Consider the following 26,648-nt stretch of genomic DNA (forward strand, 5'->3'; position numbering starts at 1 on the left):
CTTACTTTTTCATGATGGCGGTGAACAGATCTGATTCCAGGAACCGCTGCAACCAACCCTGCAACCGCACGTAAGGTGTCTGAGCAAACCATTCGCGATCGACATGGGCGAACTGGCGAACGAAGGGCAGCAGCGCGATATCGGCCAGGCAAGGATGATCGGTCAACAAGTAGTCGCGGCCTTCGAGCAACTCATCCAGCTTCTGCAGGAACAACGCACCTTCGGCGCGATAAACCTCCATCGGTTGTTCCGGATAACGCTCGGCGTACTTGTAGCGATTCAGGTGCACCTTGAACACTTGATCGTTGGTTTCGATCAACTCGGCAATCCGTGAGTCCCCACCTAGCAACCAGCCCTGCGGATCGTTCTGCGCCAGTGCCCAGCGCATGATCTCCAGACTCTCATCGATTACCTGACCCTCCGCATCCAGCACCGGCACCGTACCTTTGGGCGAGATCGCCAGCATCTCGGCCGGTTTGGCCTTGAGGCTGACTTCGACGATCTCCACCGGCACGCCCGAATAACGCAGGGCCATCCGCGCGCGCATCGCATACGGGCAGCGGCGGAACGAATACAGCGTGTTCATTTCACCTCCAGTGTGCTCAAACCATTGCCCTGGCGCTGTACCTGAATCTGTACCGGAATCCGCTCGTGCATTTCCTGCACGTGGGAAATCACCGCGACCTTGCGACCCTGAGCCTGCAAGCCGTCGAGGGCGTCCATCGCCAGTTGCAGGGATTCCGGATCGAGGCTGCCGAAGCCTTCGTCGATGAACAGCGATTCGATTTTCAGCGTGCTCGACGCCATCGAGGCCAGCCCCAATGCGAGGGCCAGCGACACCAAAAAGGTTTCACCGCCGGACAGCGAATGCACCGAACGCAGTTCGTCGCCCATTTCGGTGTCCATCACCAGCAGGCCGAGCATGCTGCCGCCACGTTTCAGGCGGTAGCGCTTGACCAGTTGCCGCAGCTGCACGTTGGCGTGATGCACCAGCAGGTCGAGGTTGTAGGCCTGGGCGATCTTGCGGAAGGTGTCGCCGGTGGCCGAGCCGATCAAGGCATTGAGTCGCGCCCAGCGCTGATACTCGGCATAGGCGTCGGCGATCTGCTGCGCCAGCGCGGAGTTGGCGTTCTGCCGGCGCTGATCTTCGACTTGCTCGGCGCGCAGTTCGGCGCAGAGCTGTTCGCTGGCGCTGCACTGGTTCTGCAAGTCGGCGAGGGCGGCGGTGAGTTGCTCGGCTTCGAGATTGCCGTTGTGCTGCGCCTGATGTTCGAGCAACTGGCGATCACGTTCCTGCAACAGCACTTTGGCGTGTTCCAGGGCTTTTTCGTTGCGCTGCAAACGCTCGCGCAACTCGCCGACCTGGGCGTCATCGACCCGCAACAGATCTTCGAGGCCGCCGTCATCCAGTTCCGGATGGCGAGCACGCCAGTCGGCAATCTTGCCGGCCAGATCGCGCTCTTCGGTTTCCAGCGCCTGCAAACGCTCCTGCTGCGCTTTGAGTTCGGCGGCGATTTGCACGAGTTGCGTGTGCACGCCTTGCAGTGCCTGAGTCGTGGTGGATTCGGCGTTGCGTGCCTGTTCTACCGCCAGTTCAAGCTGCTGCTGCCAGTGCTCGGCGCAGTTGTGATCGCCCAGCAATTGCGTCAGTTTCTCTTGGCTGGCCTGTTGCTGAGCGGTCAGCGCGTTGAGTTGCTGTTCAGCGTTTTGCAGTTGCTGCACGCGGCTTTGCTGACGATCCTGTTCCTTCTCAAGCGTCTGCTGGCGTTGTTGTTGCTCAGCCAGTTCTTCCTTTTGCTGATCGACTTGCGCCAGTCTCTCGGCGATCTGCCGGTCAAGCTGCATGAAGGTCGCGGCCGGCTCGGCGCGCAGGGCTTCGTGAGTCTCGGAGGGCAGCAGCGTGGCGAAGGCTGCGAGCTCTTCGTCCAGACGCTGCCGGTCAGCGCTCAGCTCGCGCTGCTGATTGCTCAGGTGCTGCGCCGCTTGCTGGTGTGCGGTTTCGGCGTGACGCAATTGCTGGGTCAGGCGCGCCGCGTCCTTTTGCAGCGTGAGCAGGGCCGTCTGACGCTGTTCGTCCTGCGTGATGCTCTGGTTCAGTTGATCGTTCTGGCGAGTGAGCCAGGCAGCGCGTTTGTCGCTGTCCTGATTCAGCAACTGAGCTGCCAGCGGATGAGCCTCGATGCTCGGCGTCAGCGTTTGCTGTTGTGTCGCCAGTTGTTCCTGTTGTTGCAGCAACTCTTTCTGTTGGGCAATCACACCACCGACGCTGGTTCGCAGCTCGGTGAGTTTTTCCTTCAGTTGATCGACCGCTTGCTGCGCGCTGGCCTGCTCGCTTTCATCGTGACGGCCGAGGCTTTGCAGCAAAGCTTCCGGCTGGTGATACGGATGCTCGTTGCTGCCGCAGACCGGGCACGGCTGGTCGTCCTGCAATTGCGCACGCAGTTCTTCGACACTGGCACTGCGAGCCAGACGCTGGCGTTCGAGCAGTTCGCGGGTGACGTTGAAGGTCTGCTCGGCGACGGTCAGTTCAGACTTGGTTTTCACCCCGTCCTGGGTCAGGCGCTCGCGCTCCTGTTGCGCATCGAGCTGACGCTGTTGCAGCTCGGCACTGCGCTTGTCCAGGTCCTGCTGACTGGCCCAAAGTCGCGTCAGGTCTTCGACGGCGCGCAGTTGCTTGCGGTTGTCCTGCAACAGAGTGCCGAGGATGCCGATCTGCTCGGCGACGGCATCAGGCTCGGCGCCGGCCTCCTTGAACAGCACTTCAAGCTGCTGCTTTTGCGTGGCCAGTTCTTCGGTGGCGCGGGCGGCGTTCTGTTCGAGATTCGCCAGTTCGCTCTCGCCCTTGTTCAACCGGTTGCCGATCAGCATCAGTTGCTGCAAGCGGTCGCGGTAGGCATTCCACGCTTCGCTCAACGGTGCCAGGTGAGCACTTTGCTCAAGATCGGTGGCAATACGTTGCAAGCGTTCGGCGACCATTTTCTGTTGGTCGAGCAGGGTCTGGATTGCGCTCTGGCCCTGGGTGCAGGCCTGTTCGGCGTTTTGCTTCGCTTCGGCGCCGGACGCGACTTCCTTGGCGAGGCGGCCGAGGGTGTTTTGTTCATCGAAGGCCTGACGCAACAGCGGCGCGCTTTCGCTCTGTTGCGTCTGTGCCTGGGTCAGGGCGATTTGTGCGGCACTGAGGTCTTGCTCAAGTTGAGTCTGGCGTTCAGTCAGCTCGCCTTGTTGCTGGGTGTGCGCGCTGATTTGCGCCGCCAATGGCGTCAGTAGTGAATCGATCTCAGCCTTGCGGGCGAACTGATGCCGTTGCGGGGCGAGTTGTTCCAGACGCGTCAATCGCAGGCGTTCGCCGGCCAGCGTTTCGCGCTCGTGTTCGGCGCTCTGCAGTTGCTCGGCGGCCGCCTGCTGCGCGTCCTGCAACAGGTGCAGATCCTTGAGCCAGGTGTGTTGTTGCTCAAGCTGTTTGAGCTGGGCCTGCTGCAACTTCAGTTGCTGTTGGGCAGCGTTGAAGCGCTCGTCGAGTTCGGCGCGAGCCTCGGGCGGGAGCGGAGTCACGCCGGTGGCTTGATCCTGCAACTGCTTGTGGGCTTCGCGCGCCTCTTTGGTCTTGTCGAACGCGCGTCGGCCGAGGCGGGTGTAGAGCGCCGTATCGGTGAGTTTTTCCAGCAGTTCGCTGCGGTCGTTGTCATCGGCCTTGAGGAACGCACTGAACTCGCTCTGGGCCAGCAGCACGGCGCGGGTGAACTGTTCGAAATTCAGGCCCAGCGCCGCTTCGAGCTGAACCTTGTATTCGCCTTTCTGGCTGGCGAGCAGTTGATCCTGATCGATGTCACGCAGGCTCTGGCGGCTGGCCTGCAACTTGCCGCCGGCCTTTTCCCGGGCGCGGTTGGCTTCCCAGCGAGCGCGATAACGGCGGCCATCGACGCCGACAAAATCCACTTCGGCAAAACCTTCACCCGTGCCGCGCCGCAGCAGTGTGCGTGGGTCGCCAGTGGCGATTTCGCCGTCGGCGTCCGGCACCTTGGCGTCACGGCTGGTGTTGTTCAAACGCGGCACAGAGCCAAACAACGCCAGGCACAGGGCATCGAGCAAGGTACTTTTGCCGGCGCCCGTCGGGCCGGTGATGGCGAACAGACCGGCGCTGGCCAGCGGCTCGGCGGTGAAGTCGATCTCGAACGGGCCGGCCAGCGAAGCAAGGTTCTTCAAACGAATGGCGAGAATCTTCATGGCTGCTCGCCCTCCATTTGTACGTCTTGCAGCAGTTCGGCGAAGTCCTTGAGGGTTTGCTCATCGACCTCGTTGCCGTAATTGTCGAGCCACGCGCGGCTGAACAATTCCTGCGGGGTGAGTTGGTCCAGTTCGATCAGCGCGCTGCTGTCTTCTGTGCCGTCAGCGCCACGGTTGCCCGCGTACTCCGCCGCGATCCGCACCAGTCGCACGGCTTTGCCTTGCAGGGCGCTTTCGACTTGATGGCGCAAGTCTGGCTGTGGCTCATCGAGACGAACACGGACTTCCAGCCACGGCTGGCGCTGGGTTTCGGCCAGCAGGTCGATGTTTGGCAGGTCGGCCAGTTGCAGCAGGATTTCGGCCAATGGCGCAGGGCCGAGACGTTGCAGGTTGACGGAGCGGGGAATCAGCATTGGCTCGACGCTGACCAGGGTTTCGCCGTCCAGAACGACGTCGAGCACCTGATGCTGATAACTGATTTCCGAAAACGACAACGGGATCGGCGAGCCGCTGTAGCGAATCCGTTCTTCACCGTTGACCTTCTGCGGCTTGTGCAAATGGCCAAGGGCGACATAGCTGATGCTCGGCCCGAACAGGCTGGCCGGCAGGGCTTCGGCGTTGCCGATGATCAGGCTGCGTTCGGAGTCTTCCGACACCGACCCACCGGCCATGTGCGCATGACTGATGGCGACCAGTGCCTGGCCCGGCTGGCGCTTGGCGTTGGCCGCTTCGATCAGCCATTCATGCACCTGGCCAATACCGCGCAGATAGTTGTCACCCAGATGCGCGCCGGTCACTTCGGCAGGCCGCAGGAACGGCAGCGCGAGGCACCACGCGGCGATCTCGCCGGACGCATTCGGCAGCGGCAACAACAAGCGTTCCGCATCGAGCTGGCCGTCATCGAGCCACAATACCCGACCCAACGCATGGGTGCGCAAACGCCGCATCAGCGGCGCGGGCAACTCTATCCGCGAGCCGGAATCGTGGTTGCCAGCGATCATCACGATGGTCAGCAACGGCTGCTGCTCGTGGGCGCTGACGATGAAATCGTAAAGGCGTTCCTGGGCTTTGACCGGCGGGTTCACCGTGTCGAAGATGTCGCCGGCGATCAGCAGCACGTCCGGCTGCGCCAGCTTCAATTGGCGCAGCAGCCACTCGAGGAAGCATGCATGCTCGAAATCGCGCTCCTGGCCGTGCAGGTTTTGCCCAAGGTGCCAGTCGGAGGTGTGAAACAGACGCAAGGCTGACTCCGCAATATAAAGAGGTGATGGCCGCCTGGAAGGAGAGGGCGGCGAAAGAGGGGAGAGTTTACAGATTATTGCGACGGGCAGGCTTGTCCGGGAGGTGGGGTGGGACGATCTCGGCGAATCCTTTAATTGACGGCCATATACCGGGTATCGACCGTCTGGCCACTATATTGATATCATTTTTTTGATCGAGCGGTCCGCCGGGCTTCAACCTCCGCAATCAGTGCCAACCCGACCATAAATTTGTCCATTTTTTTTGATTGTTCCTTTTTTGATGATGGAGAGGTTTATATGATCTGCCCAAGATGTCAGCAGGATAATGTTGTCAAGGCGATGATTAAGGCGAATAAGACGATTATTTTTATTTGCCCAGAGTGCGATGCGACGTGGTTCTCGATCGAAAATATTGGGTTTCCCGGTTTTGTAGATTACGGGACTTATATGAAAGGCATTGGGCTTTCCATGCTGTGGGATGAATTGGAAGTTGTTTCGGAAGATTTGTAGGGGGGGGCGCGAAGAGCAAAAAAGGAGGGGTTGTTTTATTAAATAAATCTGTCCCCTTTTTTGTGCAGTCCCCTATTTGTGCACTTTGGGAGCCGAGATAGAGGAGTTTGGTGCGCCCTATATTGAAATTTCTGCATCGGGGACGCTGGCCATTGTTGCGAAAGATCGCGGTGAAGAATGTTTCAGGAAAGAATCAACATCACCGGAAATATTGGCTAAATGGGTGTATGAGCTTTTCAACAAGTAAGATCAATGAAAGTGAGCTGAGATGAATGATCTTGAGTCGGTGAAAAACCTGATCATCCAGACAGTGAAGGAGAAGACAGGTGATTTCGATGGTGATGGTCTGGAGGCTGATTACAAGCTGAACTGGAAGGACGAACTGTCGGAAATGCTGGAGCTCGTCCTCTTCAATATGTCTAAAGCAGCATCCGCCAGAGAGAGAGGAGATGACGTCATGTTGCAAGCGGCGTTGATGCACTCATGTATACATCTCATGAATTTATCGGGGTTTTTCCGGGATATCCGTGACGATCTGGAGGCCCTGCTTTTAGGTCCAGGCTGGCCAGAGATTCCAGATGGTTTCATTTATGGAAACACTAAAAGGGGACTCCTAAAAGGGGACGGATTTATTTGATTTAATAAATCTGTCCCCTTTTAGTGCCAATAAATCCGTCCCCGTTTAGTGAGTAATCGATCAATAACTCGAAAGGCTTTAATGAATGACCATTGATTTTGACTTGCTTGGCCCAGGAGACCTTGGACTGATTCGCGCAGGTATGACCCGTGAAGATTCGAGGTCGGCCCTCGAAAGCCCCTTTGACGAGTTTTTGAAAAGTCCGGATTCCGCTATCCCAACCGATGCATATGATGATTTGGGACTTCATGTCTACTTCGATAATGCCTTGATGGTCGTCGGCGTTGAGTTTTTGAAATGGGCTCAATTCGCCTGGCGCGGTCAGCGGTTGGCAGGCGAAGAAGTGCTTGTCGTTCAACAGTTTCTGATAGAGCAAGGCGAGTTTCTGGTTTTCAATAACTCAGGCTTCAATGTGGCCCGTCTGGGCCTGCGGTTCTACGCACCTGAAACGGGTGAAGAGGACGCTATCGTCGAGGCTGTTTATGTGGACTTTACTGGTGTCGACTGAGCGTAGCCGGAGATGACCTATGAGTATGTATTCCAGGTTTGATGTTTGTATAAGCCGATACGCTGATGATGAGGTTCCGACCGATTACTGGTCGGATGTCGAAGTTGTGAACGCGTCCGGGATACTTGAAGAGTTTTCCGACACCGACTGGTCGGAACTGCTGGCGGCCGTCAATGGCAAGAGTGAATTCTGGATTTTGCGCATGTGCGAATCCATGGGGAGTGTTGCTGATGAGCGCGCCCTGGCTGTATTGCTGGATCTCATGTTTCACGAAAGCGAAACCGTCAGGTATGCGGCGCTGGACGCTATCAGGTCGATGACAAGCTCAGGTGTGGAAGCGGGAAAGTGATTCGCTCTGATTGCGTCGGCCATCGAGCGAGCAAAGCAGGAAAACAACCAGGCAGGGCGGGTGTCGGTGTTGAATCTCGAGCATCTGCTTACAAGCAAATGAAGGTGGAGGGCAGACCACGTCGAGTGGTCTGCTGATCTTGCCAGAAACGAATTCGAGCGCGACGTGCGGCATCGTTTGATGTCGTTTGCTGGTGTTCTTTCGCTTACTTCGGATAAAGCGGCGGTAACCCACTGTCCCCAACCGGATCCTGCACCCGCTCCGCCGTCGGAATCGTCCGGATCGCCCGCCACAGATCCTCACCCTGCCAATGCTGCCCGGTCTCGCTATACAGCGCGCCGTTCAAACCGTCGAGCGCATCCGACAGCGGCACAAATCGCGCCGCCATATCCGCCAGGGTTTCCGGCTGCTGACGGGCCCAGGCGTCGAGGGCCTGGCGGGTGGCGTGGGGGTCGTTGGCCTGGCTGGCGCGTTTGATGTCGTCGAGCAGGGTGCGCGGGCTCGGGCCGGTTTGCGCGGCGCGCAGGATCGCCGGTTGCCAGCGGGCACGCCACCACAGGCCGAAGCCGAGCAGGGTGGTACAGGCCAGAATCAGTGTGCTGAGTTTCCACCACCACAGCGCTTCACTGTCGGCGCCGCTGAGTGGTTGTGCGCTGCCCGCCGGGGTGTCGACTTGCAGGCTCGGGTTGTTCACCACTTGCAGAGTGCGCGCCGGCAGGCTGGTGTGTTCCAGGTGATCTTCGAAGGTGTTCCACCACACCACGTCCACGGTCGGCAGTTCGATCGAACCACTGCGACTCGGCACCAGCGCTTCGCGTTCTTCACGGCTGCCGATCAGACCGCGCTCGCTGCTCTGATTGTTGAGCACCGGCTGATCCGGATAGCGGCGCAAGCCATTGGCCTCGGTGGCGGGCAGGGCGGGCAGTTGTGAACTGGCGAGGCCTTCGACCTTGAGGGTCAGGCTGCGGGTCAGAGAGTCGCCGACCTGCGTGTGATCCGGCTCCGGGTTCCAGCTCTCGCTCAGGCTCAGGCTGCGGGCCGGCAACCACGGCGCATCGCTCGGATAAGTGATCGGTTTGGGTTTGACGGTCAGCGGGATTTCCGAGGACGCGACGCGCAGCAATTTGCCGGTTTTCGGCCCTTGGGCGGTGGGATCTTTTGCCGGCTGGGTGTCGACCAATGTGGCGCTGAAGGTCTGCGGGGTGATGGTCAGCAAACCACTGTGCTGCGGATAGATCGCATAGCGCATCTCGATCACGCCATGCCGAACACCGTTGATGTCTTTTTCGTAGGTGCGCGTGTCGCCCAGTTGCTCGATGCGCGCGTCGGCGATCTGCAACGGAGTCACGCTGCTGTCGTCGTACAGCGAAACCGAATGGTAGATGCGCAGGGTCAGGACGGCCTGGGCCTGCACGTAGACGCTGGACTGGTCGAGGCTGGACTCGATGAACACCGGGTCGAGCGCATTCTTTTCTTCGTGAACGTCGCTTTCGACCACCTGCACGGTGATCGGCTGGCTCTCGGTTTCGCCGAGTTTCAACGGCGGAATTTCCACGCTGCCGTTCTGTTTCGGCAACAGAGTGATGATCCAGCGGGTGGTGGCGCGGTTCTCGTTGTTGAGGGTGTTCAGCTGGTTGACCTGGCGCGTGCCGCGCACTTCGAACAACGGTTCCAGCGGGGTCAGATCAGGTTTGCCGAACTGCGTGACATCGTTGGATTCGAGAGTGAGTTCGACCGTCTCGCCGGAGTTCAGGCGACTGCGATCCACACTGGCCGTCAGCCCGGCCGCCTGGGCGGTGGCCGTGCAGATCAGCAGGGGCAGCAAGAGAGCGGTGAAACGGGTCATCGAGTGTTTTCCTGATCCTGATGTTGTTGCTGTTCGTACCAGAATTTGCGTCGCAGCAGTTCGCCCGGATCATCCGGGATCTTGCCCAGCCACTGTTCCAGTGCCTGGCGTTGCTCGCCTTCGACGTTGTCTTCGCTGGGGCGCAGCGTCGGGCTGGTGTTCTGTTCTTCGTCCGGCGCGCTGTTGGGCACTTCGTTGGGGCCTGGCTGCGGCGGGGTGGCCGGCGGTGGTTCACTGGCCGACTCCGCGGGCTGGGCTTCGCTTGGCGCATCATTCTTGACCGCCGGTGGCGGTGCAGTGGCGGGCGGTGGTTCGTCGCCCGGCACGTTCTGCTGCGTCGGTTGCTTCTCGGGTTCGGTCGGCGGCGGCGTGTTTTTCTGCTTGAGCAGGTTTTCCACCAGCGCCTTGTTGGTCAGCGCCGGACGCAAATCCGGCTGCAACTCCAGAGCCTGTTCGTAGGCATCGATCGCCGCTTCCAGCTCACCGCTTTTCGCCAATGCGTTGCCACGATTGTAGTGGGCGCGGGCATCGCTGCCTTCGGCGAAACGCTGGGCGGCGCCACTGTAGTCGCCGGCCTCGTACAACGCCAGCCCTTGCCACTGATGATCTTCGAAGTGTTTCGCCGCCTCTGCCGGACGCTTCTGCTTGAGCAGGTGCAAACCCTGTTGATCGGGGCGCAGCCACAGGTCTTCGAAATCAAAAGCGTAGCTCGGCTGTGGCAGGCAAAACAGCAGCGGCAGGCAGAACAACCAGCCACGCCGCCCGGCACACGCGGCAAGCAGCAACAGCGGCAACAGCAGCCAGTAACCCTGATCGGCCCAGGTATCGAGGCGCAGGGTCTGGCCGTCGTTGCGCAGGCTACGCGGGCCATTGAGCAGTCCAAGGCTGCCCAGATCCGACTCATCCAGCCGTGCGCTGTGGTACTCGCCGCCCACCGAATTGAGGAAGGCGCCGAGGCCGGGACTGTCGAGTTGCGGCACGCGGATCGCACCCTGGGCGTCCTTGAGGAAACTGCCGTCCTCCTGAGCAATCGGCGCGCCCTCGGCAGTGCCGATGCCGAGCATCAGCAACTGCGCCGATTGCCCGCTCAACGCATGGCGAATGCCTTGGCGTTCCTCATCGGACAGCGAAGAGCCGATCAGCAGAATGCGTCCCTGACCCAGCGCCCCCTGTTCCAGCAAGGCCAGCGCCTTGCTCACCGCAAGATCGGCGCGATGACCGCTCTCTGGCATCAGCGACGGCTTGAGGGCGTCGAGCAGATTGCGGCTGGTCGCCAGGTCATCCGACAGCGGCACCAATGTATGAGCGCTGCCCGCGTAAACCACAATGGCGGTCTGCGCATCGCTGCGCGCCTTCAACAGATCGAACAGCTTGCGCCGGGCTTGCTCCAGACGCGTGGGCGGCGAGTCGGTGGCGAGCATTTCCGGGGTCAGCTCCAGCACAACTACTAGCGGATCCGCCGGTTTCTGGCTGGTCTGTTCGACGCGCTCCCAGCTCGGCCCGAGCAGCGCCAGGATCGTCAGCAACCACGCAACGCCCAACGCAACCCACGGCAGTTTGCTGTCGCGACCGCTGCCGCCACTGAGCAATGCGGCATGGAACGCTGGCGGCAGAATCATCTGCCAGCGTCCGGCGCGTTTCTGCCGGTGCCAGAGCTGCCAGATCAGCCAGCCGAGCAGCGGCAACAGCAGCAACCACCACGGACGGAACCAGTGCGGCCAGAGGGCGATCATCGGCGCCTCCGCAGACGCAAACGCTTGAGGCGCGCGCGCCAGTCAGGCAGGGGGCTTTGCAGATACAGCTCCTTGGTGAACAGCCGTTGCAACGGGTTGTCCGGCCACAACTCGCGGGTGACCAGCAACATGCTCAACAGCAACGCCAGCGCCAGAGGCCATTGATACAACGCCTGGGCCGGGCGTGCCTGGGTCGGTTGCTGAGCCACGGGTTCCAGTTGGTCGAGGGTGTCCTTGATCGCTTGCAGTTCTTTGCCGTCACGGGCGCGGAAGTAGCGGCCGCCGGTAGCGTCGGCAATCGCCTTGAGTGCCGGCTCGTCGAGGTCGAGGGTCGGATTGCCGCCGAGCAGTGCCGTGGCGCCGCTTTCTTCGGGGTCGGCACCGATACCGATCGGATAGATTTTCACGCCTTCGTTGGCGGCCAGTTTTGCGGCGGTCAGCGGATCGATTTCGCCGCCGTTGTTGGCGCCGTCGGTGACCAGAATCAACACACGGCTCTGTGCCGGGCGCATGCGCAGACGTTTCAGCGCCAGACCGATGGCGTCGCCAATGGCGGTGTTCTTGCCGGCGATGCCGATCCGCGCTTCGTCGAGCCACACGCGCACGGTGCGTCGGTCAAACGTCAGCGGTGCTTGCAGGTAAGCCTGGCTGCCGAACAGGATCAAACCGACCCGGTCGCCATCGCGGCTTTCCAGGAAGTCGCCGAGCAAATGCTGAACCAGCGACAGGCGACTGACGTCCTCGTCGTTCCATTGCATGTCGGGGAAGTCCATCGAGCCGGACACGTCCACCGCCACCAGCAGATCACGACCGCTGGCGGCAATCGGCAACGGTTCGCCCAGCCATTGCGGGCGGGCGGCAGCGATCAGCAGAAACAGCCACAACAGCATGAAGGGTGCCTGCTGGCGCCAGGCGGGCAGATTGGCGCGGGCACGGCGGCGTGCGAGGCCTTCCAGGTCACCGAGGAAACTCACCTTCAACGCCGGCTCGCCACTGTCGGCGACAGGCAGCACAAGGCGCATCAGCCACGGCAGTGGCAACAGCACAAAGATCCACGGCCAGGCGAACTCAAACATGCTTGCGGATCCAGGTGTCGACGGCTTGCGTCAGGCCGGCGATGGCCTTGTCGTCCAGTTTGCACTCGGGTTTGTACGCGCCCTCGACAAGCACCATCCAGCGAGTCAGGCCAGCGGCAGGGCAGCGGTTGTCGAGAAACGCCAGCCATTTGCGCCCGTTGAGAGTGTGACTCTGGCTGTAGGGATAGTGGTTGCGGCACAGGCGTTTGAGCAGGCCGTTGAGTTGTTGCAGCCACGCGCCGGCCGGGGCGCCGTCGTAAGGCTTGACCATTTGCGCCAGCTCGGCGAGTGCGGCGATGCGCACCGGGTCGAGCGGCAATTCAGCGCGCACGATGGGTTTCTTCTTGATCGGAATGAAACGGCGCAGACGCCACAGCACGATGCCGATCAGCGGCAGCAACAGAAGCAGCAACCACCAGCCCGGCGCCGGCGGCCAGAAGGCAATCGGTGGCGGGGAAATCAGCGGTTGCAGTTGTTCGAGGCCGTTCATCGAACCTTCCCCGGGCGCTGCGGGTTGAGGAACTCGCGCATCTGCTCGACCATTTCGCTTTGGGTGCTCAACGGCATCAGCAACACCCGCAGTTTCTGCGCGAGCAGTTCCCAGCGGGCGATGCGTGCTTCGGCCTGGGCGCGATAGGTCTGGCGCAGGTCGAAGTTGAGGGTGTCGAGTTCCAGTTGTGCGCCGCGTTCAGCGAATCTCAGCAGCCCGGCAGCGGGCAGGGCGTGATCCAGCGGATCGGACAGCGGCAGCATCAGCAGGTCGCAATGACGCGACAGCAGGCTCAATTGCTGCTCGGCACTGTCGGTCAGTGCGCGCTCGTCACAGATCACGATCACTAGACTGCCAGGGCGCAGCACTTCACGAGCCCGGCGCAACGCCACGCCAAACGCATCGCGATCCGGCTCCCGCTCGCTGTGCAGCGACTGATTGACCTTCACCAGCCGGTTGAGCAGTTGCAGCAGGCTCTGCTTGCTGCGGCGCGGCTTGATTTCGTAATGCTCGTTGTCGCCGAACACCAGCCCGCCTACCCGGTCGTTGTGGCCCAGCGCGGCCCAGCCGATCAGCGCCGCCGCCTGCGCCGCGAGCACTGATTTGAACATCAGCCCGGAACCGAAGAACAACCGCGTGCTTTGCTCGACCATGATGAAAATCGGCCGCTCGCGCTCTTCATGGAACAGCTTGGTGTGCGGCTCCTGAGTCCGCGCGGTCACGCGCCAGTCGATGGTGCGCACGTCGTCGCCGGCCTGATAGACCCGCACCTGATCGAAGTCCACGCCACGGCCACGAAATTTCGAGTGGTGCAGGCCGATCAGCGGGCTGCGCTGGCTCGGCGTGGAAAACAGCTGCACTTCGCGCACGCGGTGACGCATCTCGATCAGCTCGGCGAGGCTGACGCGAATACCCGGTTCGGACGGCAGAGAGGCGTTCATCGGGGTCAAGCGACGGCTACGACGTCGAGAATCCGTTGCACCACCCGATCCTGGTCGATACCGGCGGCTTCGGCCTCGAACGACAGAATGATGCGGTGACGCAATACGTCGAACAGCACCGCCTGGATGTCTTCCGGGCTGACGAAGTCGCGACCGGCCAGCCAGGCGTGAGCGCGGGCACAGCGGTCGAGGGCGATCGAGCCACGGGGGCTGGCGCCGTAGGCAATCCATTCGGCCATTTCCGGGTCGAACTTGGCCGGGTTGCGCGTGGCCATGACCAGTTGCACGAGGTATTCCTCTACGGCGTCCGCCATGTACAGACCGAGGATTTCCTTGCGTGCGGCGAAGATCGCCTGCTGGCTGACCCGACGTTCTGGCTTGGTTTCGCCGTTCAGGGCTTCGCCCCGGGCCTGTTGCAGGATTCGGCGTTCGACGGCAGCGTCCGGAAAACCGATTTTTACGTGCATCAGGAACCGGTCGAGCTGCGCTTCGGGCAGCGGGTAGGTGCCTTCCTGCTCGATCGGGTTCTGCGTGGCCATCACCAGGAACAGCGGCGACAGCTCATAGGTGCTGCGCCCGACACTGACCTGACGTTCGGCCATCGCTTCAAGCAAGGCCGACTGGACCTTGGCCGGGGCACGGTTGATTTCGTCCGCCAGCACCAGGTTGTGGAAGATCGGGCCTTGCTGGAACACGAAACTGCCGGTTTCCGGGCGATAGATCTCGGTACCGGTGATGTCGGCGGGCAGCAGGTCCGGGGTGAACTGAATGCGATGGAACTGGGCTTCGATGCCCTCGGCGAGCTCTTTGATCGCTTTGGTCTTGGCCAGACCCGGAGCGCCTTCGACCAGCATGTGGCCGTCGGCGAGCAGGGCGATGAGCAAGCGCTCGATGAGTTTTTCCTGGCCGAGAATCTGCGTTGAAAGAAAGGTTCGCAGCGCCAGCAGCGCTTCACGATGTTCCATCGATGACTGTTCCTGGAAAGGGTGGCCACAGGCGTTCGGATAACGCCGGGGCTGGGGGCGTTACTTTAATCCATCGCAGGGGGTGGCGACTAACGGCATTTTGCGCAAAGTGCGGGAAATGACCGGGGCAATTGTTGGAATTTTGTAGGGCGGGGGAGATGCGGTGTTCTTTGAGGCCCTTTCGCAGGCGAAAGGGCCGGCCCAGACGCCATCAAATCTGGCTGATAAAGGTGCCAGTACCGTCAAGAATGTTCTTCAGGGTTTCCTCGACCTCGGCCAGATCCACCATGTCCGGGTTGTAGGTGATTTCCAGCACATCATCGCCATTCAACGCATCGGCATCCGCCGCCGCGATTTCGATTTTCAGCAGGGTCTTGGTCAAGGTGACTTTCACGCCATCGAGGGTGGACGGCTCGCCATCCAGCGTGATCTCCAGCTCATCCTCGTCCGGATAGCGGCTCATCAGAAACATGTCGCCCTTGTCGCTGTGGCAGCAGAGCATGGCCATGTTGTCTTCTTCGTCGTCGCACGGGTTGACGATCAAAAGGGCGGTGGTCATTTGCATGGGAAATTCCTGCCTCGGCGGGCTCGGTGGTCGCAATAAAGCGCGATTCTGCCAGCCCTCGGGAATTTCTGCTCGCCTGAGTGTCAGAGGATGTGTCGTGAACGCGACGCAGGTCAATGGTCATTTCTGGCACGCATGTACCGTAAAACCGGGGATTCAGACCGGCGTTCTGCCCCATGAATGCTAGTGTTTACCGATGCGCCTGCCTTGGTTTACGTGCCAATGACCGAATATGTCGCAGCACCGCAAGCAGACACATTGTCGCACCCATTAAGCTGCGCAACGGATGAGCACCCGTAAAGACATTGTCGGCAGCCCGGACAGTCGTTTTTGCAGATGCCCATTCATGGAAGGTGAATGTGACCTGAGTGTCTCGTCCAGCTTCACCCACCTGTCACCCTGTTTCCTCTGCCCGAGATTCAGGAACAGGGCGACAGAACGCCCCGAAAGGGGTTTTGTACGCGACGCTTTCCATCAATAACAAGCCCAAGCGGAGTACCACAGATGGCGTTCTTCACCGCAGCCAGCAAAGCCGACTTCCAGCACCAACTGCAAGCGGCACTGGCGCAGCACATCAGTGAACAGGCACTGCCACAAGTGGCGCTGTTCTCTGAACAATTCTTCGGCATCATTTCCCTGGACGAGCTGACTCAACGTCGCCTCTCCGACCTCGCTGGCTGTACTCTTTCTGCGTGGCGCCTGCTTGAGCGCTTCGATCACGCGCAACCGCAAGTGCGCGTCTACAACCCCGATTACGAACGTCACGGCTGGCAGTCGACCCACACCGCGGTCGAAGTGCTGCACCACGACCTGCCATTCCTGGTGGACTCGGTGCGTACCGAGCTGAACCGCCGCGGCTACAGCATCCATACCCTGCAGACCACCGTGCTCAGCGTGCGTCGTGGCAGCAAGGGCGAATTGCTGGAAATCCTGCCTAAAGGTTCGACCGGCGAAGGCGTACAACACGAATCGCTGATGTACCTGGAAATCGACCGCTGCGCCAACGCGGCCGAACTGAATGTGCTGACCAAGGAACTGGAACAGGTCCTGGGTGAAGTCCGCGTCGCGGTTGCCGATTTCGAGCCGATGAAGGCCAAGGTGCAGGAAATCCTCACCAAGCTCGATAACAGCGCATTCGCCGTCGAAGCCGACGAGAAGACCGAAATCAAGAGCTTCCTGGAATGGCTGGTGGGCAACCACTTCACCTTCCTCGGCTACGAAGAGTTCACCGTTGTCGATCAGGCCGATGGCGGCCATATCGAATACGACCAGAACTCCTTCCTCGGCCTGACCCGGATGCTGCGCACCGGTCTGACCAACGAAGACCGTCACATCGAAGACTACGCCGTGAACTACCTGCGCGAACCGACGCTGCTGTCGTTTGCCAAGGCTGCGCACCCGAGCCGCGTCCACCGTCCGGCTTACCCGGACTACGTGTCGATCCGCGAAATCGATGCCGACGGCAAAGTCATCAAGGAACACCGCTTCATGGGCCTGTACACCTCGTCGGTGTATGGCGAAAGCGTACGTGTCATCCCGTACATCCGCCGCAAGGTCGAAGAAATCGAGCGCCGTTCCGGCTTCCAGTCCAAGGCTCACCTGGGCAAGGAACTGGCACAGGTTCTGGAAGTGTTGCCGCGTGACGACCTGTTCCAGACCCCGGTCGACGAACTGTTCAGCACCGTGATGTCGATCGTGCAGATCCAGGAACGCAACAAGATCCGCGTGTTCCTGCGCAAAGACCCGTACGGTCGTTTCTGCTACTGCCTGGCCTACGTGCCGCGCGACATCTACTCCACCGAAGTCCGTCAGAAAATCCAGCAAGTGCTGATGGAGCGCCTGAAGGCGACCGACTGCGAGTTCTGGACCTTCTTCTCCGAGTCCGTGCTGGCCCGCGTGCAACTGATCCTGCGCGTAGACCCGAAAAACCGCATCGACATCGACCCGCTGCAACTGGAAAACGAAGTGATCCAGGCCTGCCGCAGCTGGCAGGACGACTACGCCGCCCTGACCGTTGAAACCTTCGGCGAAGCCAACGGCACCAACGTGCTGGCCGATTTCCCGAAAGGCTTCCCGGCCGGCTACCGCGAGCGTTTCGCTGCGCACTCGGCCGTGGTCGACATGCAGCACCTGCTCAACCTGAGCGAGAAGAAGCCGCTGGCCATGAGCTTCTACCAGCCGCTGGCTTCCGGCCCGCGCGAGCTGCACTGCAAGCTGTATCACGCCGATACCCCGCTGGCACTGTCCGACGTGCTGCCGATCCTGGAAAACCTCGGCCTGCGCGTGCTGGGCGAGTTCCCGTATCGCCTGCGTCACAACAACGGCCGCGAGTTCTGGATCCACGACTTCGCGTTCACTGCCGCTGAAGGCATGGACCTGGACATCCAGCAGCTCAATGACACCCTGCAGGACGCGTTCGTCCACATCGTGCGCGGCGACGCCGAAAACGATGCGTTCAACCGTCTGGTGCTGACCGCCGGCCTGCCATGGCGCGACGTCGCGCTGCTGCGTGCCTACGCTCGCTACCTGAAGCAGATCCGTCTGGGCTTCGACCTCGGCTACATCGCCAGCACCCTGAACAACCACACCGACATCGCTCGCGAACTGACCCGGTTGTTCAAAACCCGTTTCTACCTGGCACGCAAGCTGGGCAGCGATGATCTGGACGACAAGCAACTGCGTCTGGAACAAGCGATCCTGACCGCGCTGGACGACGTTCAAGTCCTCAACGAAGACCGCATCCTGCGTCGTTACCTGGACCTGATCAAAGCGACCCTGCGTACCAACTTCTACCAGACCGACGCCAACGGTCAGAACAAGTCGTACTTCAGCTTCAAGTTCAACCCGCACTTGATCCCTGAGCTGCCGAAGCCTGTTCCGAAGTTCGAAATCTTCGTTTACTCGCCACGCGTCGAAGGCGTGCACCTGCGCTTCGGCAACGTCGCTCGTGGCGGCCTGCGCTGGTCCGACCGTGAAGAAGACTTCCGTACCGAAGTCCTCGGCCTGGTAAAAGCCCAGCAAGTGAAGAACTCGGTCATCGTGCCGGTGGGTGCGAAGGGCGGCTTCCTGCCGCGTCGCCTGCCACTGGGCGGCAGCCGTGACGAGATCGCGGCCGAGGGTATCGCCTGCTACCGCATCTTCATCTCGGGTCTGTTGGACATCACCGACAACCTGAAGGACGGCAAACTGGTACCGCCGGCCAACGTCGTGCGTCATGACGACGATGACCCGTACCTGGTGGTCGCGGCGGACAAGGGCACTGCAACCTTCTCTGACATCGCCAACGGCATCGCCATCGACTACGGCTTCTGGCTGGGTGACGCGTTCGCGTCCGGTGGTTCGGCCGGTTACGACCACAAGAAAATGGGCATCACCGCCAAGGGCGCGTGGGTTGGCGTACAGCGCCACTTCCGCGAGCGCGGCATCAATGTCCAGGAAGACAGCATCACTGTGGTCGGCGTGGGCGACATGGCCGGTGACGTGTTCGGCAACGGCTTGCTGATGTCCGACAAGCTGCAACTGGTTGCTGCGTTCAACCACATGCACATCTTCATCGACCCGAACCCGAACCCGGCCACCAGCTTCGTCGAGCGTCAGCGCATGTTCGACCTGCCGCGTTCGGCATGGTCCGACTACGACACCAGCATCATGTCCGAAGGCGGCGGTATCTTCTCGCGCAGCGCGAAGAGCATTGCCATCTCCCCGCAGATGCAGGAACGCTTCGACATCAAGGCCGACAAGCTGACCCCGACCGAACTGCTGAACGCCTTGCTCAAGGCGCCGGTGGATCTGCTGTGGAACGGCGGTATCGGTACTTACGTGAAAGCCAGCACCGAAAGCCACGCCGATGTCGGCGACAAGGCCAACGATGCGCTGCGCGTGAACGGCAACGAACTGCGCTGCAAAGTCGTGGGCGAGGGCGGTAACCTCGGCATGACCCAACTGGGTCGTGTGGAATTCGGTCTCAATGGTGGCGGTTCCAACACCGACTTCATCGACAACGCCGGTGGCGTGGACTGCTCCGACCACGAAGTGAACATCAAGATCCTGCTGAACGAAGTGGTTCAGGCTGGCGACATGACCGGCAAGCAACGCGACCAGTTGCTGGCGAGCATGACCGACGAAGTCGGTGGTCTGGTGCTGGGCAACAACTACAAGCAGACTCAGGCCCTGTCCCTGGCGGCCCGTCGCGCTTATGCGCGCATCGCCGAGTACAAGCGTCTGATGAGCGACCTGGAAGGCCGTGGCAAGCTGGATCGTGCCATCGAGTTCCTGCCGACCGAAGAGCAACTGGCTGAACGCGTTGCCGAAGGCCACGGTCTGACCCGTCCTGAACTGTCGGTGCTGATCTCGTACAGCAAGATCGACCTCAAGGAGCAGTTGCTGGGCTCCCTGGTGCCGGACGACGATTACCTGACCCGCGACATGGAAACCGCGTTCCCGCCGACCCTGGTCAGCAAGTTCGCCGAAGCCATGCGCCGTCACCGTCTGAAGCGCGAAATCGTCAGCACCCAGATCGCCAACGATCTGGTCAACCACATGGGCATCACCTTCGTTCAGCGACTCAAAGAGTCCACCGGCATGACCCCGGCGAACGTGGCTGGCGCTTACGTGATCGTGCGTGACATCTTCCACCTCCCGCACTGGTTCCGTCAGATCGAAGCGCTGGACTATCAGGTCTCCGCTGACGTGCAACTGGAGCTGATGGACGAGCTGATGCGTCTGGGCCGTCGCGCTACGCGCTGGTTCCTGCGTGCCCGTCGCAACGAGCAGAACGCTGCCCGTGACGTCGCGCATTTCGGTCCGCACCTGAAGGAGCTGGGTCTGAAGCTGGACGAACTGCTGAGCGGCGAAATCCGCGAAAACTGGCAGGCGCGTTATCAGGCTTACGTCGCAGCCGGTGTACCGGAACTGCTGGCGCGTATGGTGGCAGGGACTACCCACCTCTACACGCTGCTGCCGATCATCGAGGCTGCCGACGTGACCGGTCAGGACCCAGCCGAAGTGGCCAAGGCGTACTTCGCCGTGGGCAGCGCGCTGGACATCACCTGGTACATTTCGCAGATCAGCGCCTTGCCGGTTGAAAACAACTGGCAGGCCCTGGCCCGTGAAGCGTTCCGCGACGACGTCGACTGGCAGCAACGCGCGATCACCATCGCCGTTCTGCAAGCGGGCGGCGGCAACCTGGACGTGGAAGAGCGTCTCGCGCTGTGGATGGCGCAACACGACGCGATGATCCAGCGCTGGCGCGCCATGCTGGTGGAAATCCGTGCCGCCAGCGGCACCGACTACGCCATGTACGCGGTGGCCAACCGCGAGCTGAACGACGTGGCGCTGAGCGGTCAGGCCGTTGTGCCTGCTGCGGCGACTGCGGAGCTTGAGCTTGCTTGAGTAGCCGTTGAATGAAAAAGCCCCTGCATTGTGAGATGCGGGGGCTTTTTTTTGCCTGTGCTTGGCGGTATTGCGGTGGTGTAGCTTAAACCGTTCCCCCTCACCCCAGCCCTCTCCCCCAGGGGGGGCGAGGGGGAAAGGGAGCCGATTTGTGTGTTTTTTGAAACTTGAGTTCGACTCGGTATTTCACGTCGGCGTAACTCTAACAAACACCTCGATCAGTTCCCTCTCCCTCCGGGAGAGGGCTAGGGTGAGGGCTGCGGCCTGACAGTCACTGCAACTTATGTAGTTGTTTACTATCAAGCATCGACACTTTACCTGCCGACCCAGTCAACAAATTACTGAGCGACTGGTCAAACTTCTGCAACGCGCGAACCTGAACTTCCTGCTGCTGATTTATATCCGCGACAATCTCCTCCGAACGCTTGAAGTCCGCCCAGACCGGCGTCAACTCTTTCGCCTCGGACCCCTTGGCCGTCCCGATGTAGTTCAACTTCCCGTCATAAAAGTCCGCACTCACATCCGCCTTGATGTCCGAACTGCGCGAGGTAATCAACTGGCTGTGAGTGTCGACGATCGCCACCACATCCGGGTTGGCCGCACGCACGCTCTGCATGTCCGGGTACACCGTGACCGAGCCGAACTGGCGTTGCAGCGAGGCTTTCACCCAGTCCACGGCCATGTCCGGTTTTGAAGTGGCGACGTAGGCGTCATGGATCGGCTGCACCAATAAACCCTGGCCGAAACCGGTGCCGGCGTTGGCCTGATAGTCGCGCAGGTATTCGCGGTTGGTCTGGGTGCTCGGGCTGTAGACGACGCCCAGCGAGACACCGGGACCGCTTTTGACCTGGGCGGCGCTGCTGCGGCCGACCGGTTGGGTGAACAGCGTGTCGAGGGAAGAAACCGCTTTTGGAGCGGTGGGAACGGAACAGGCGGACAACGCTAAAACTGATATCGCCAAGGTACTGGCAAAGGCAAGTTTCATGGTGAGTCTCCCGTGAAGCAACTTCAGTCGGAAAGTCAGAGGTGTCGGGGTTGATTAAATGGAACCGGCGACAGTTGCCTCAGACTACTCCCGCGAAACTGAAAACAACCTGACAATTTGCTGAATGACTGTCATGCAATAGTTTTATTGGCTGTAAGCGTTTTTGATTAATTGCCGCGGGAAATAAAAAAGGCGCCAATCAACGATTTGCGCCTTTTATTTATGGCTGGTTAAACAACCATCAGTTTTTCAATGGGATCAGCACTTGCTCGTCCGGCGACAGCACCATGAACACCAGCAACTTGGCTGGCTTGGTTTTGCTGGCGTTTTTCGACACCAGATGTTCGGAACCGGCCGGCTCGTACCAGAACTGGCCTTTCTTGTAGGTGATTGCCTCTTCACCCTTGACCTGGGAAGTCACTTCGCCTTCGAGTACATAGGCCATGGCCGTGCCGTCGTGTTTGTGGGCGATGGAGGACTGGCCGGGTTTGTAGTCGACTTCAATCATCATGGCTTTTTTGCCCGGGACATTTTTCAGCATCTGGTCCTGCAAGACCGAGATTTTCTCGGAGGCATCGTGGGCCAGAACTGGAACGGAGATGCTCAGGGCAAGCGCGGCGGCGAAGCAGTGCAGGAGTTTCATGGTGGGTCACCTGTGAAGTGGGGGAGTCGGTCTTCACAGTAGTCCGCGTGCCGGTCTAATCAAACGGCCAATATTCGGGAAGATCGGGTGACCAATCCGGATTCCCCGCACACCAGAAAAACCACAGCCTTCGGCAGCGCCGCGGGTTTCCCCGAGGCTGCCGAAGGCTGCAATTTTCTTGAGTTTCAAACGATAGGAAACGAGTTGAAATCGACGCTGTTGGCCAGCCGACTGTCGATCAGATCGATAAACCCCTGCGCCTCAGGCCGGTTGAAATGCGCCTGCATCGCCGCTTCCGACTGCCAATGGGCACTGACCGTCCAGCGGTGGCTGTCGTCGGGGCAGCGGTCGACCATATAGGAATCGCAGCCCGGTGTTTCGCGCAGGGTTTCGACGATCTTCTGCAACTGCTTGCCCAGCTCCTCGGAGCGGCCGGCAGCAGCCTGCACCTGTACGGTGTTGATCACTTCGTTGGACATTGCTCACACTCCTGAATCAGGCCGGACGAATCCTGCTCATTGAGGGATAACGCCTGTGCAGAATAGGCCTGCACCCCCGGATCACCAATAACCAATCGGCGGGTAATCCGTTAGACCAATCTATCAGGCGACCTGTTGCAGAATGTCGCGCAGGCGATCCAGCGCGATATCGATGTCCAGCGTCTCGATGGCGCCGAAGCCGAAGTACATTCCGCTTCTGGCCGGCTGCTGGTAATAGAAGCCGTCGATGGCGTACAGCCCGACTTCGACCTTTTTCGCCAGTTCGATCACCAGCGGCAAGTCGATCGGCATCCGGCAGAACACCGCCATATGAAAGCCCGCGCTCGCCGGCACAGCCTCCAGCCACGGCGCGAGGTCGGTGGCCATGCGCGCCAGGATCCGCTCGCGGCGCTGGGCGTAAATGGTGTGGCAGCGGCGAATGTGCTTGAGCAGGCAGCCCTCGGCGATGAACTTGGCCAGCGCCCATTGCGGCAGGGTGGAAGCGTGCAGATCGGTGAGCTGCTTGGCACGGATCACCGCTTCGAGGATCGCTGGCGGCAGAATCGCGTAACCGAGCCGCAGCTCCGGCAGCAGGGTCTTGGAGAAGGTGCCGACGTAAGCCACGATGCCGCGCTGATCGAGGTTGTGCAGCGAATCCGTCGGTCGGCCCTCGTAGCGGAACTCGCTGTCATAGTCGTCCTCGATGATGATCGCGCCGAGCTCGTAGGCCCGGGCCAGCAACGCCTCGCGCCGCGCCTGACTCATCGACATGCCCAGCGGGAACTGGTGCGACGGCGTTACATAGATCAACCGCGTGCCGTCGGGAATGTGCTGCACCTGAATCCCTTCCGCATCCACCGGCACCCCGACCACGGTGGCGCCGTGAGTGCCGAACAGCAGCCGCGCCGGCGGATAACCCGGATCTTCCATCGCCACCAGACTGCCGGGACGCAGCAGCACCCGGGCGATCAGGTCCAGCGCCTGTTGCGCGCCGTTGCACACCACGATGTCTTCGTCCTGACAGTTCACGCCTCGAGAGAACGCAATGTGCCGGGCAATCGCATTGCGCAGCGCCGGCAAGCCTTCCGCCACGCTGTAAAAACCTTTGGAGCCGGCCATTTGCCGCATGGCGTGAGAGACACAGCGGCGCCAGTCATCGTGGGGGAACTGGCCCTTGCTGGTGGCACCGCCGATGAAGTCGTAGCGCAGCGAGCCTTCCAGCGTCGGATGGCGCAAGAACACCGGCAGGTTGCACCAGCTCTCGATCACCTCGGAACTGGCCAGCTCGGAATGACTTTGCTTGCGCTGCACCGGCGTGGCGCGAGCGTTGACGTAAGTGCCTTTGCCGATCACCCCGGTGAGGAAGTTTTCGTAAGTCAGCTGCGCGTAAGTGTCGGAAATGGTCTTGCGCGAAATCCCCAGTTGCTCGGCGAGCAAGCGGCTCGGCGGCAACTGCGTGCCGGCGGCCAGACGCCCGGATTCAATGGCGCCGCGCAGTTGCTGATACAACTGACCGGCCAGATCCTTGCGGCCGTTGATCACGACATGAAGTTCCATACCGACGGGGCTCCTGGGGGCGAATGAGGCGGATTGTGCGCCCGCCAGATTACTCCCGAATGCACGCGGGGCAGAAGTTGCGTGGAGCAAAAACCGGAAATTGGTCAAGGATCAGTGGTCTGCCGGTTTTCCGTGGAATTGGGGCTGTAACCCTGGCGCACCAGCGCTTACCGTGGAATCACTCTTCTGCTGCCCGAGACTCGCCCATGTCCCCGCGTCTGGATTACTACAGCGCTTCACCCAAAGCCATGAAAGCGATGATTGCCCTGGAAGCGCTGACCAGCAGCCTGAGCATTGAGGCGCCGTTGCTGCACCTGATCAAGATCCGCGCCTCGCAACTCAACGGCTGCGCCTTCTGCACCGACATGCATTCGGTGGAAGCGCGGCGGGCAGGGGAGACGGATCGACGGCTGTACGCCATCGCGGTCTGGCGCGACAGCGGCTTCTTCAACCTGCGCGAGCGGGCCGCGCTGGCCTGGACCGAGGCGGTGACGCTGCTGGCGGATAGCCGGGTGCCTGACGATGTTTACCAGCAGGCGCGGGAGCATTTCAACGAGACGGAACTGGTGGACCTGACCATGGCCGTCAGCACCATCAACAGCTGGAATCGTCTGGCGGTGAGTTTTCGGCAGATTCCCAGTGACTGAACTCCGGACCTCGATCGTTCCCATGCTCCGCGTGGGAATGCCTCTGGGGACGCTCCGCGTCCAGTGACGCAGAGCGTCACGGGCTGCATTCCCACGCAGGAGCGTGGGAACGATCAAAGCTAGTTCGGTGGCCGCTGCGGTTTCACCGACGTACCAAACGTATTGCCCATCCGCGTACTGGTAGCCGCCGGCGTTGCCAGCCCCACCTGATTCGGCGGACGCTTGTTGACCGGCACATTCATCGCTTCCTGATTCTTCTGCGCAGCCGTCGCGCCGTCGGGGTTGTTGCCCATCTGCTGGCTCAGGCAGTCGTAATTCGGCGCCTTGTAACCGCCGACGGTTACCTCTACGCAACCCACTGCCTGCTCGGCATGCACGCTGCCTGACAGCGTCAACAACAGCCCGCTCAGCGCCAATGTCCACAGTGATTTCATGCTGGCCTCCTGGCCGGCCCGAAGGGGCCGCTCTAGCTCAAGAGTCTAGTGCAACGGCGGCACTGATCCCGTGATGGTTTTTTTGCAGTGGCCGTCACACCAGATTCATAAACAGCCCTCAGGATGACGGTTTTCAGGGATACATCAGCCGTGCAGCGAGGCCGTGCCAGGGAGGATGTTGTGCGCTCAGCGCTCGTGCGCCAGCTCTGTCTGGGGCTGCTGCTTGGCTTGTTTCTGAGCCGTGCCAGCGCCGACCCGGTGCCGGCGTCGATGCGCATGACGCTGCACATCCCGGCCCAGGAACTGGCCCGCGCCCTCGATCAGTTCAGCCGCGCCACCGGCATGGCGGTGCTGGTCGACAGTCAGTTGAGTCGCGGTCGCCGCTCGTTGGCGGTGGATGGCGAATTCACCGCCGCCGAAGCGTTGCGCCGGATGCTCGGCGGCAGCGGGTTGATGGCCAAGTACAGCCGCGACGACGCGTTCACCTTGCAGGTGGCGCAAGTCGAGGAAGTGCCATTGCCGGCGGAGAAACCAACCCCCGCCAGCGCAGCGGTCAACCGCAGTTACGCCACGGCGGTGCAGGCTGCGATTGAACGCAACCTGTGCCGCTCGCCGCTGACCCGGCCCGGCAGTTTTCGCGCGGTGTTGCAGCTGTGGATCGGCCGCGACGGCGTGGTGCAGCACAACCGGTTGGTCACCACCACCGGCGATGTTCGGCGCGATGCAGCGCTGGTAGACAGTTTTCACACGCTCAGGATCGACCGGCCGACACCCGGCGCATTGCGCCAGCCAGTCACCTTGCTGTTGTTACCCGAATCGTCAGGAAAGCGCATGGAATGCACACAATGGGAAGGAGTTTCCGGGGGATGAAAGACGCCGGACAAAGTTCGATGGTCCAGCTGTTCCTGACGTCCTACGAGGACTTTCGGGTGCGCCTGCGACGCCGCCTCGGCTCGGAGGACCTGGCCAACGACGTGCTGCACGAAACCTACCTGCGGGTCGACCGCATGGAAGCGCCGCCAAACCTGCTGCGGCCCAACGCCTACCTCTATCGCATGGCCCTGAACATCGCCGCCGACCGCCGCCAGGCCGATGCGCGGCTGCTCACCGGCAGTGAAGTCGAAGAACTGCTGCAAGTCAGCGACGAAGCGCTCGACCCGATGCGTGTGGTCGGCGGCCAAAAGGAGATCCAGTCGCTGCTCAGCGCCCTCTACGAACTGCCGGCCCGGCGTCGTCGAATCTTCATCGCCGCACGACTGGAAGAAGCGCCGCACCTGGAAATCTCCCAGCGTTTCGGCATCTCCACACGCATGGTCGAGAAGGAAATCAAGGCTGCCCTCGGACACTGCGCGGCCAAACTGGAAAGAAAAGTGTTTCAGCGGTTCGGTCGCGGGGCCGGAAAACCGTCTAGTGAATGAAGCTCCCGA

Annotated in this window: 23 protein-coding genes; 8 read left to right on the forward strand and 15 right to left on the reverse strand. The window is 60.9% G+C overall.

The genetic code is table 11. The features are described from left to right. Window position 1: 1 nt before the first annotated feature. From AC1RR7_RS03450 to AC1RR7_RS03460, 3 genes are read right to left on the reverse strand one after another with little or no spacing between them, the layout of a single operon-like run. Window positions 2–586, reverse strand: a complete 585-nt coding sequence (locus tag AC1RR7_RS03450) for a glutathione S-transferase (protein ID WP_493156114.1) — start codon at window positions 584–586, stop codon at window positions 2–4. Then, window positions 583–4,224: an AAA family ATPase gene (locus AC1RR7_RS03455; protein ID WP_493156116.1), complete on the reverse strand. Its 3,642-nt coding sequence runs from the start codon at window positions 4,222–4,224 to the stop codon at window positions 583–585. Before AC1RR7_RS03455 ends, AC1RR7_RS03450 begins: the two co-directional genes overlap by 4 nt. Beyond that, a complete protein-coding gene (locus AC1RR7_RS03460; RefSeq protein WP_102620966.1) occupies window positions 4,221–5,465 on the reverse strand; it encodes an exonuclease SbcCD subunit D C-terminal domain-containing protein in 1,245 nt (414 codons plus the stop codon). The genes AC1RR7_RS03455 and AC1RR7_RS03460 overlap by 4 nt, the downstream gene beginning before the upstream one ends. A gap of 297 nt (window positions 5,466–5,762) precedes the next feature. Here AC1RR7_RS03460 and AC1RR7_RS03465 point away from each other — a divergent pair, with 297 nt between their 5' ends. The 4 genes from AC1RR7_RS03465 to AC1RR7_RS03480 all read left to right on the forward strand — a co-directional run bounded on the left by AC1RR7_RS03465 (window position 5,763) and on the right by AC1RR7_RS03480 (window position 7,469). After that, window positions 5,763–5,975, forward strand: a complete 213-nt coding sequence (locus AC1RR7_RS03465) for a zf-TFIIB domain-containing protein (RefSeq protein WP_273536439.1) — start codon at window positions 5,763–5,765, stop codon at window positions 5,973–5,975. Between the two features lie 268 nt (window positions 5,976–6,243). Further along, window positions 6,244–6,612 carry a hypothetical protein gene (locus AC1RR7_RS03470; RefSeq protein WP_493156118.1) on the forward strand — a complete coding sequence of 123 codons (369 nt, stop codon included), beginning with the start codon at window positions 6,244–6,246 and terminating at the stop codon, window positions 6,610–6,612. A gap of 85 nt (window positions 6,613–6,697) precedes the next feature. Then, entirely contained in the window at window positions 6,698–7,120 is a 423-nt protein-coding gene (locus AC1RR7_RS03475) for a hypothetical protein (RefSeq protein ID WP_493064977.1), read from the forward strand. 19 nt (window positions 7,121–7,139) lie between these two features. After that, window positions 7,140–7,469, forward strand: a complete 330-nt coding sequence (locus AC1RR7_RS03480) for a HEAT repeat domain-containing protein (RefSeq protein WP_493156120.1) — start codon at window positions 7,140–7,142, stop codon at window positions 7,467–7,469. Window positions 7,470–7,674: 205 nt separating this feature from the next. Here the strand turns inward: AC1RR7_RS03480 and AC1RR7_RS03485 are convergent, their stop codons facing one another. The 7 genes from AC1RR7_RS03485 to AC1RR7_RS03515 all read right to left on the reverse strand — a co-directional run bounded on the left by AC1RR7_RS03485 (window position 7,675) and on the right by AC1RR7_RS03515 (window position 15,085). Beyond that, window positions 7,675–9,315: a BatD family protein gene (locus AC1RR7_RS03485; RefSeq protein WP_102620972.1), complete on the reverse strand. Its 1,641-nt coding sequence runs from the start codon at window positions 9,313–9,315 to the stop codon at window positions 7,675–7,677. Next, window positions 9,312–11,048 (reverse strand): tetratricopeptide repeat protein, encoded by a 1,737-nt coding sequence (locus AC1RR7_RS03490; protein WP_493072422.1) that lies wholly within the window; start codon window positions 11,046–11,048, stop codon window positions 9,312–9,314. The genes AC1RR7_RS03485 and AC1RR7_RS03490 overlap by 4 nt, the downstream gene beginning before the upstream one ends. After that, window positions 11,045–12,124 carry a vWA domain-containing protein gene (locus AC1RR7_RS03495; protein WP_493156122.1) on the reverse strand — a complete coding sequence of 360 codons (1,080 nt, stop codon included), beginning with the start codon at window positions 12,122–12,124 and terminating at the stop codon, window positions 11,045–11,047. Before AC1RR7_RS03495 ends, AC1RR7_RS03490 begins: the two co-directional genes overlap by 4 nt. Then, entirely contained in the window at window positions 12,117–12,614 is a 498-nt protein-coding gene (locus tag AC1RR7_RS03500) for a DUF4381 domain-containing protein (protein ID WP_102620975.1), read from the reverse strand. The genes AC1RR7_RS03495 and AC1RR7_RS03500 overlap by 8 nt, the downstream gene beginning before the upstream one ends. Next, window positions 12,611–13,555: a DUF58 domain-containing protein gene (locus AC1RR7_RS03505; RefSeq protein ID WP_096820033.1), complete on the reverse strand. Its 945-nt coding sequence runs from the start codon at window positions 13,553–13,555 to the stop codon at window positions 12,611–12,613. Before AC1RR7_RS03505 ends, AC1RR7_RS03500 begins: the two co-directional genes overlap by 4 nt. Before the next feature lie 5 nt (window positions 13,556–13,560). Then, window positions 13,561–14,520 carry an AAA family ATPase gene (locus AC1RR7_RS03510; RefSeq protein WP_007913915.1) on the reverse strand — a complete coding sequence of 320 codons (960 nt, stop codon included), beginning with the start codon at window positions 14,518–14,520 and terminating at the stop codon, window positions 13,561–13,563. A 211-nt stretch (window positions 14,521–14,731) separates the two neighbouring features. Next, window positions 14,732–15,085 carry a hypothetical protein gene (locus AC1RR7_RS03515; RefSeq protein ID WP_096820032.1) on the reverse strand — a complete coding sequence of 118 codons (354 nt, stop codon included), beginning with the start codon at window positions 15,083–15,085 and terminating at the stop codon, window positions 14,732–14,734. Window positions 15,086–15,589: 504 nt separating this feature from the next. Here AC1RR7_RS03515 and AC1RR7_RS03520 point away from each other — a divergent pair. Then, the gene (locus tag AC1RR7_RS03520) at window positions 15,590–20,476 is read left to right on the forward strand and encodes an NAD-glutamate dehydrogenase (RefSeq protein ID WP_493156124.1); all 4,887 of its coding nucleotides are present in this window, start codon (window positions 15,590–15,592) and stop codon (window positions 20,474–20,476) included. A gap of 271 nt (window positions 20,477–20,747) precedes the next feature. Here AC1RR7_RS03520 and AC1RR7_RS03525 read toward each other — a convergent pair whose 3' ends face one another. The 4 genes from AC1RR7_RS03525 to pdxR all read right to left on the reverse strand — a co-directional run bounded on the left by AC1RR7_RS03525 (window position 20,748) and on the right by pdxR (window position 24,140). Beyond that, window positions 20,748–21,461 (reverse strand): ATPase, encoded by a 714-nt coding sequence (locus AC1RR7_RS03525; protein ID WP_493156126.1) that lies wholly within the window; start codon window positions 21,459–21,461, stop codon window positions 20,748–20,750. 241 nt (window positions 21,462–21,702) lie between these two features. Beyond that, window positions 21,703–22,104 carry a cupin domain-containing protein gene (locus tag AC1RR7_RS03530; protein ID WP_493156128.1) on the reverse strand — a complete coding sequence of 134 codons (402 nt, stop codon included), beginning with the start codon at window positions 22,102–22,104 and terminating at the stop codon, window positions 21,703–21,705. Between the two features lie 185 nt (window positions 22,105–22,289). Beyond that, window positions 22,290–22,583, reverse strand: coding sequence for a putative quinol monooxygenase (locus AC1RR7_RS03535; RefSeq protein WP_096820028.1), 294 nt, complete (start codon window positions 22,581–22,583; stop codon window positions 22,290–22,292). A gap of 123 nt (window positions 22,584–22,706) precedes the next feature. Next, window positions 22,707–24,140 (reverse strand): MocR-like pyridoxine biosynthesis transcription factor PdxR, encoded by a 1,434-nt coding sequence (gene pdxR / locus AC1RR7_RS03540; protein ID WP_493156130.1) that lies wholly within the window; start codon window positions 24,138–24,140, stop codon window positions 22,707–22,709. 206 nt (window positions 24,141–24,346) lie between these two features. On the opposite strand from pdxR, the gene AC1RR7_RS03545 reads away from it, so the two are divergent. Further along, the gene (locus AC1RR7_RS03545) at window positions 24,347–24,787 is read left to right on the forward strand and encodes a carboxymuconolactone decarboxylase family protein (protein ID WP_493156132.1); all 441 of its coding nucleotides are present in this window, start codon (window positions 24,347–24,349) and stop codon (window positions 24,785–24,787) included. A 119-nt stretch (window positions 24,788–24,906) separates the two neighbouring features. Here the strand turns inward: AC1RR7_RS03545 and AC1RR7_RS03550 are convergent, their stop codons facing one another. After that, window positions 24,907–25,221: a hypothetical protein gene (locus tag AC1RR7_RS03550; protein WP_493156134.1), complete on the reverse strand. Its 315-nt coding sequence runs from the start codon at window positions 25,219–25,221 to the stop codon at window positions 24,907–24,909. A 123-nt stretch (window positions 25,222–25,344) separates the two neighbouring features. Here AC1RR7_RS03550 and AC1RR7_RS03555 point away from each other — a divergent pair, with 123 nt between their 5' ends. Both AC1RR7_RS03555 and AC1RR7_RS03560 read left to right on the forward strand, forming a co-directional pair. Next, window positions 25,345–26,091: an STN domain-containing protein gene (locus AC1RR7_RS03555; RefSeq protein WP_493156136.1), complete on the forward strand. Its 747-nt coding sequence runs from the start codon at window positions 25,345–25,347 to the stop codon at window positions 26,089–26,091. After that, a complete protein-coding gene (locus tag AC1RR7_RS03560; protein WP_011334580.1) occupies window positions 26,088–26,639 on the forward strand; it encodes an RNA polymerase sigma factor in 552 nt (183 codons plus the stop codon). Before AC1RR7_RS03555 ends, AC1RR7_RS03560 begins: the two co-directional genes overlap by 4 nt. Window positions 26,640–26,648: the final 9 nt, after the last annotated feature.

It is taken from the genome of Pseudomonas sp. GW821-FHT11G12 (assembly GCF_058808055.1).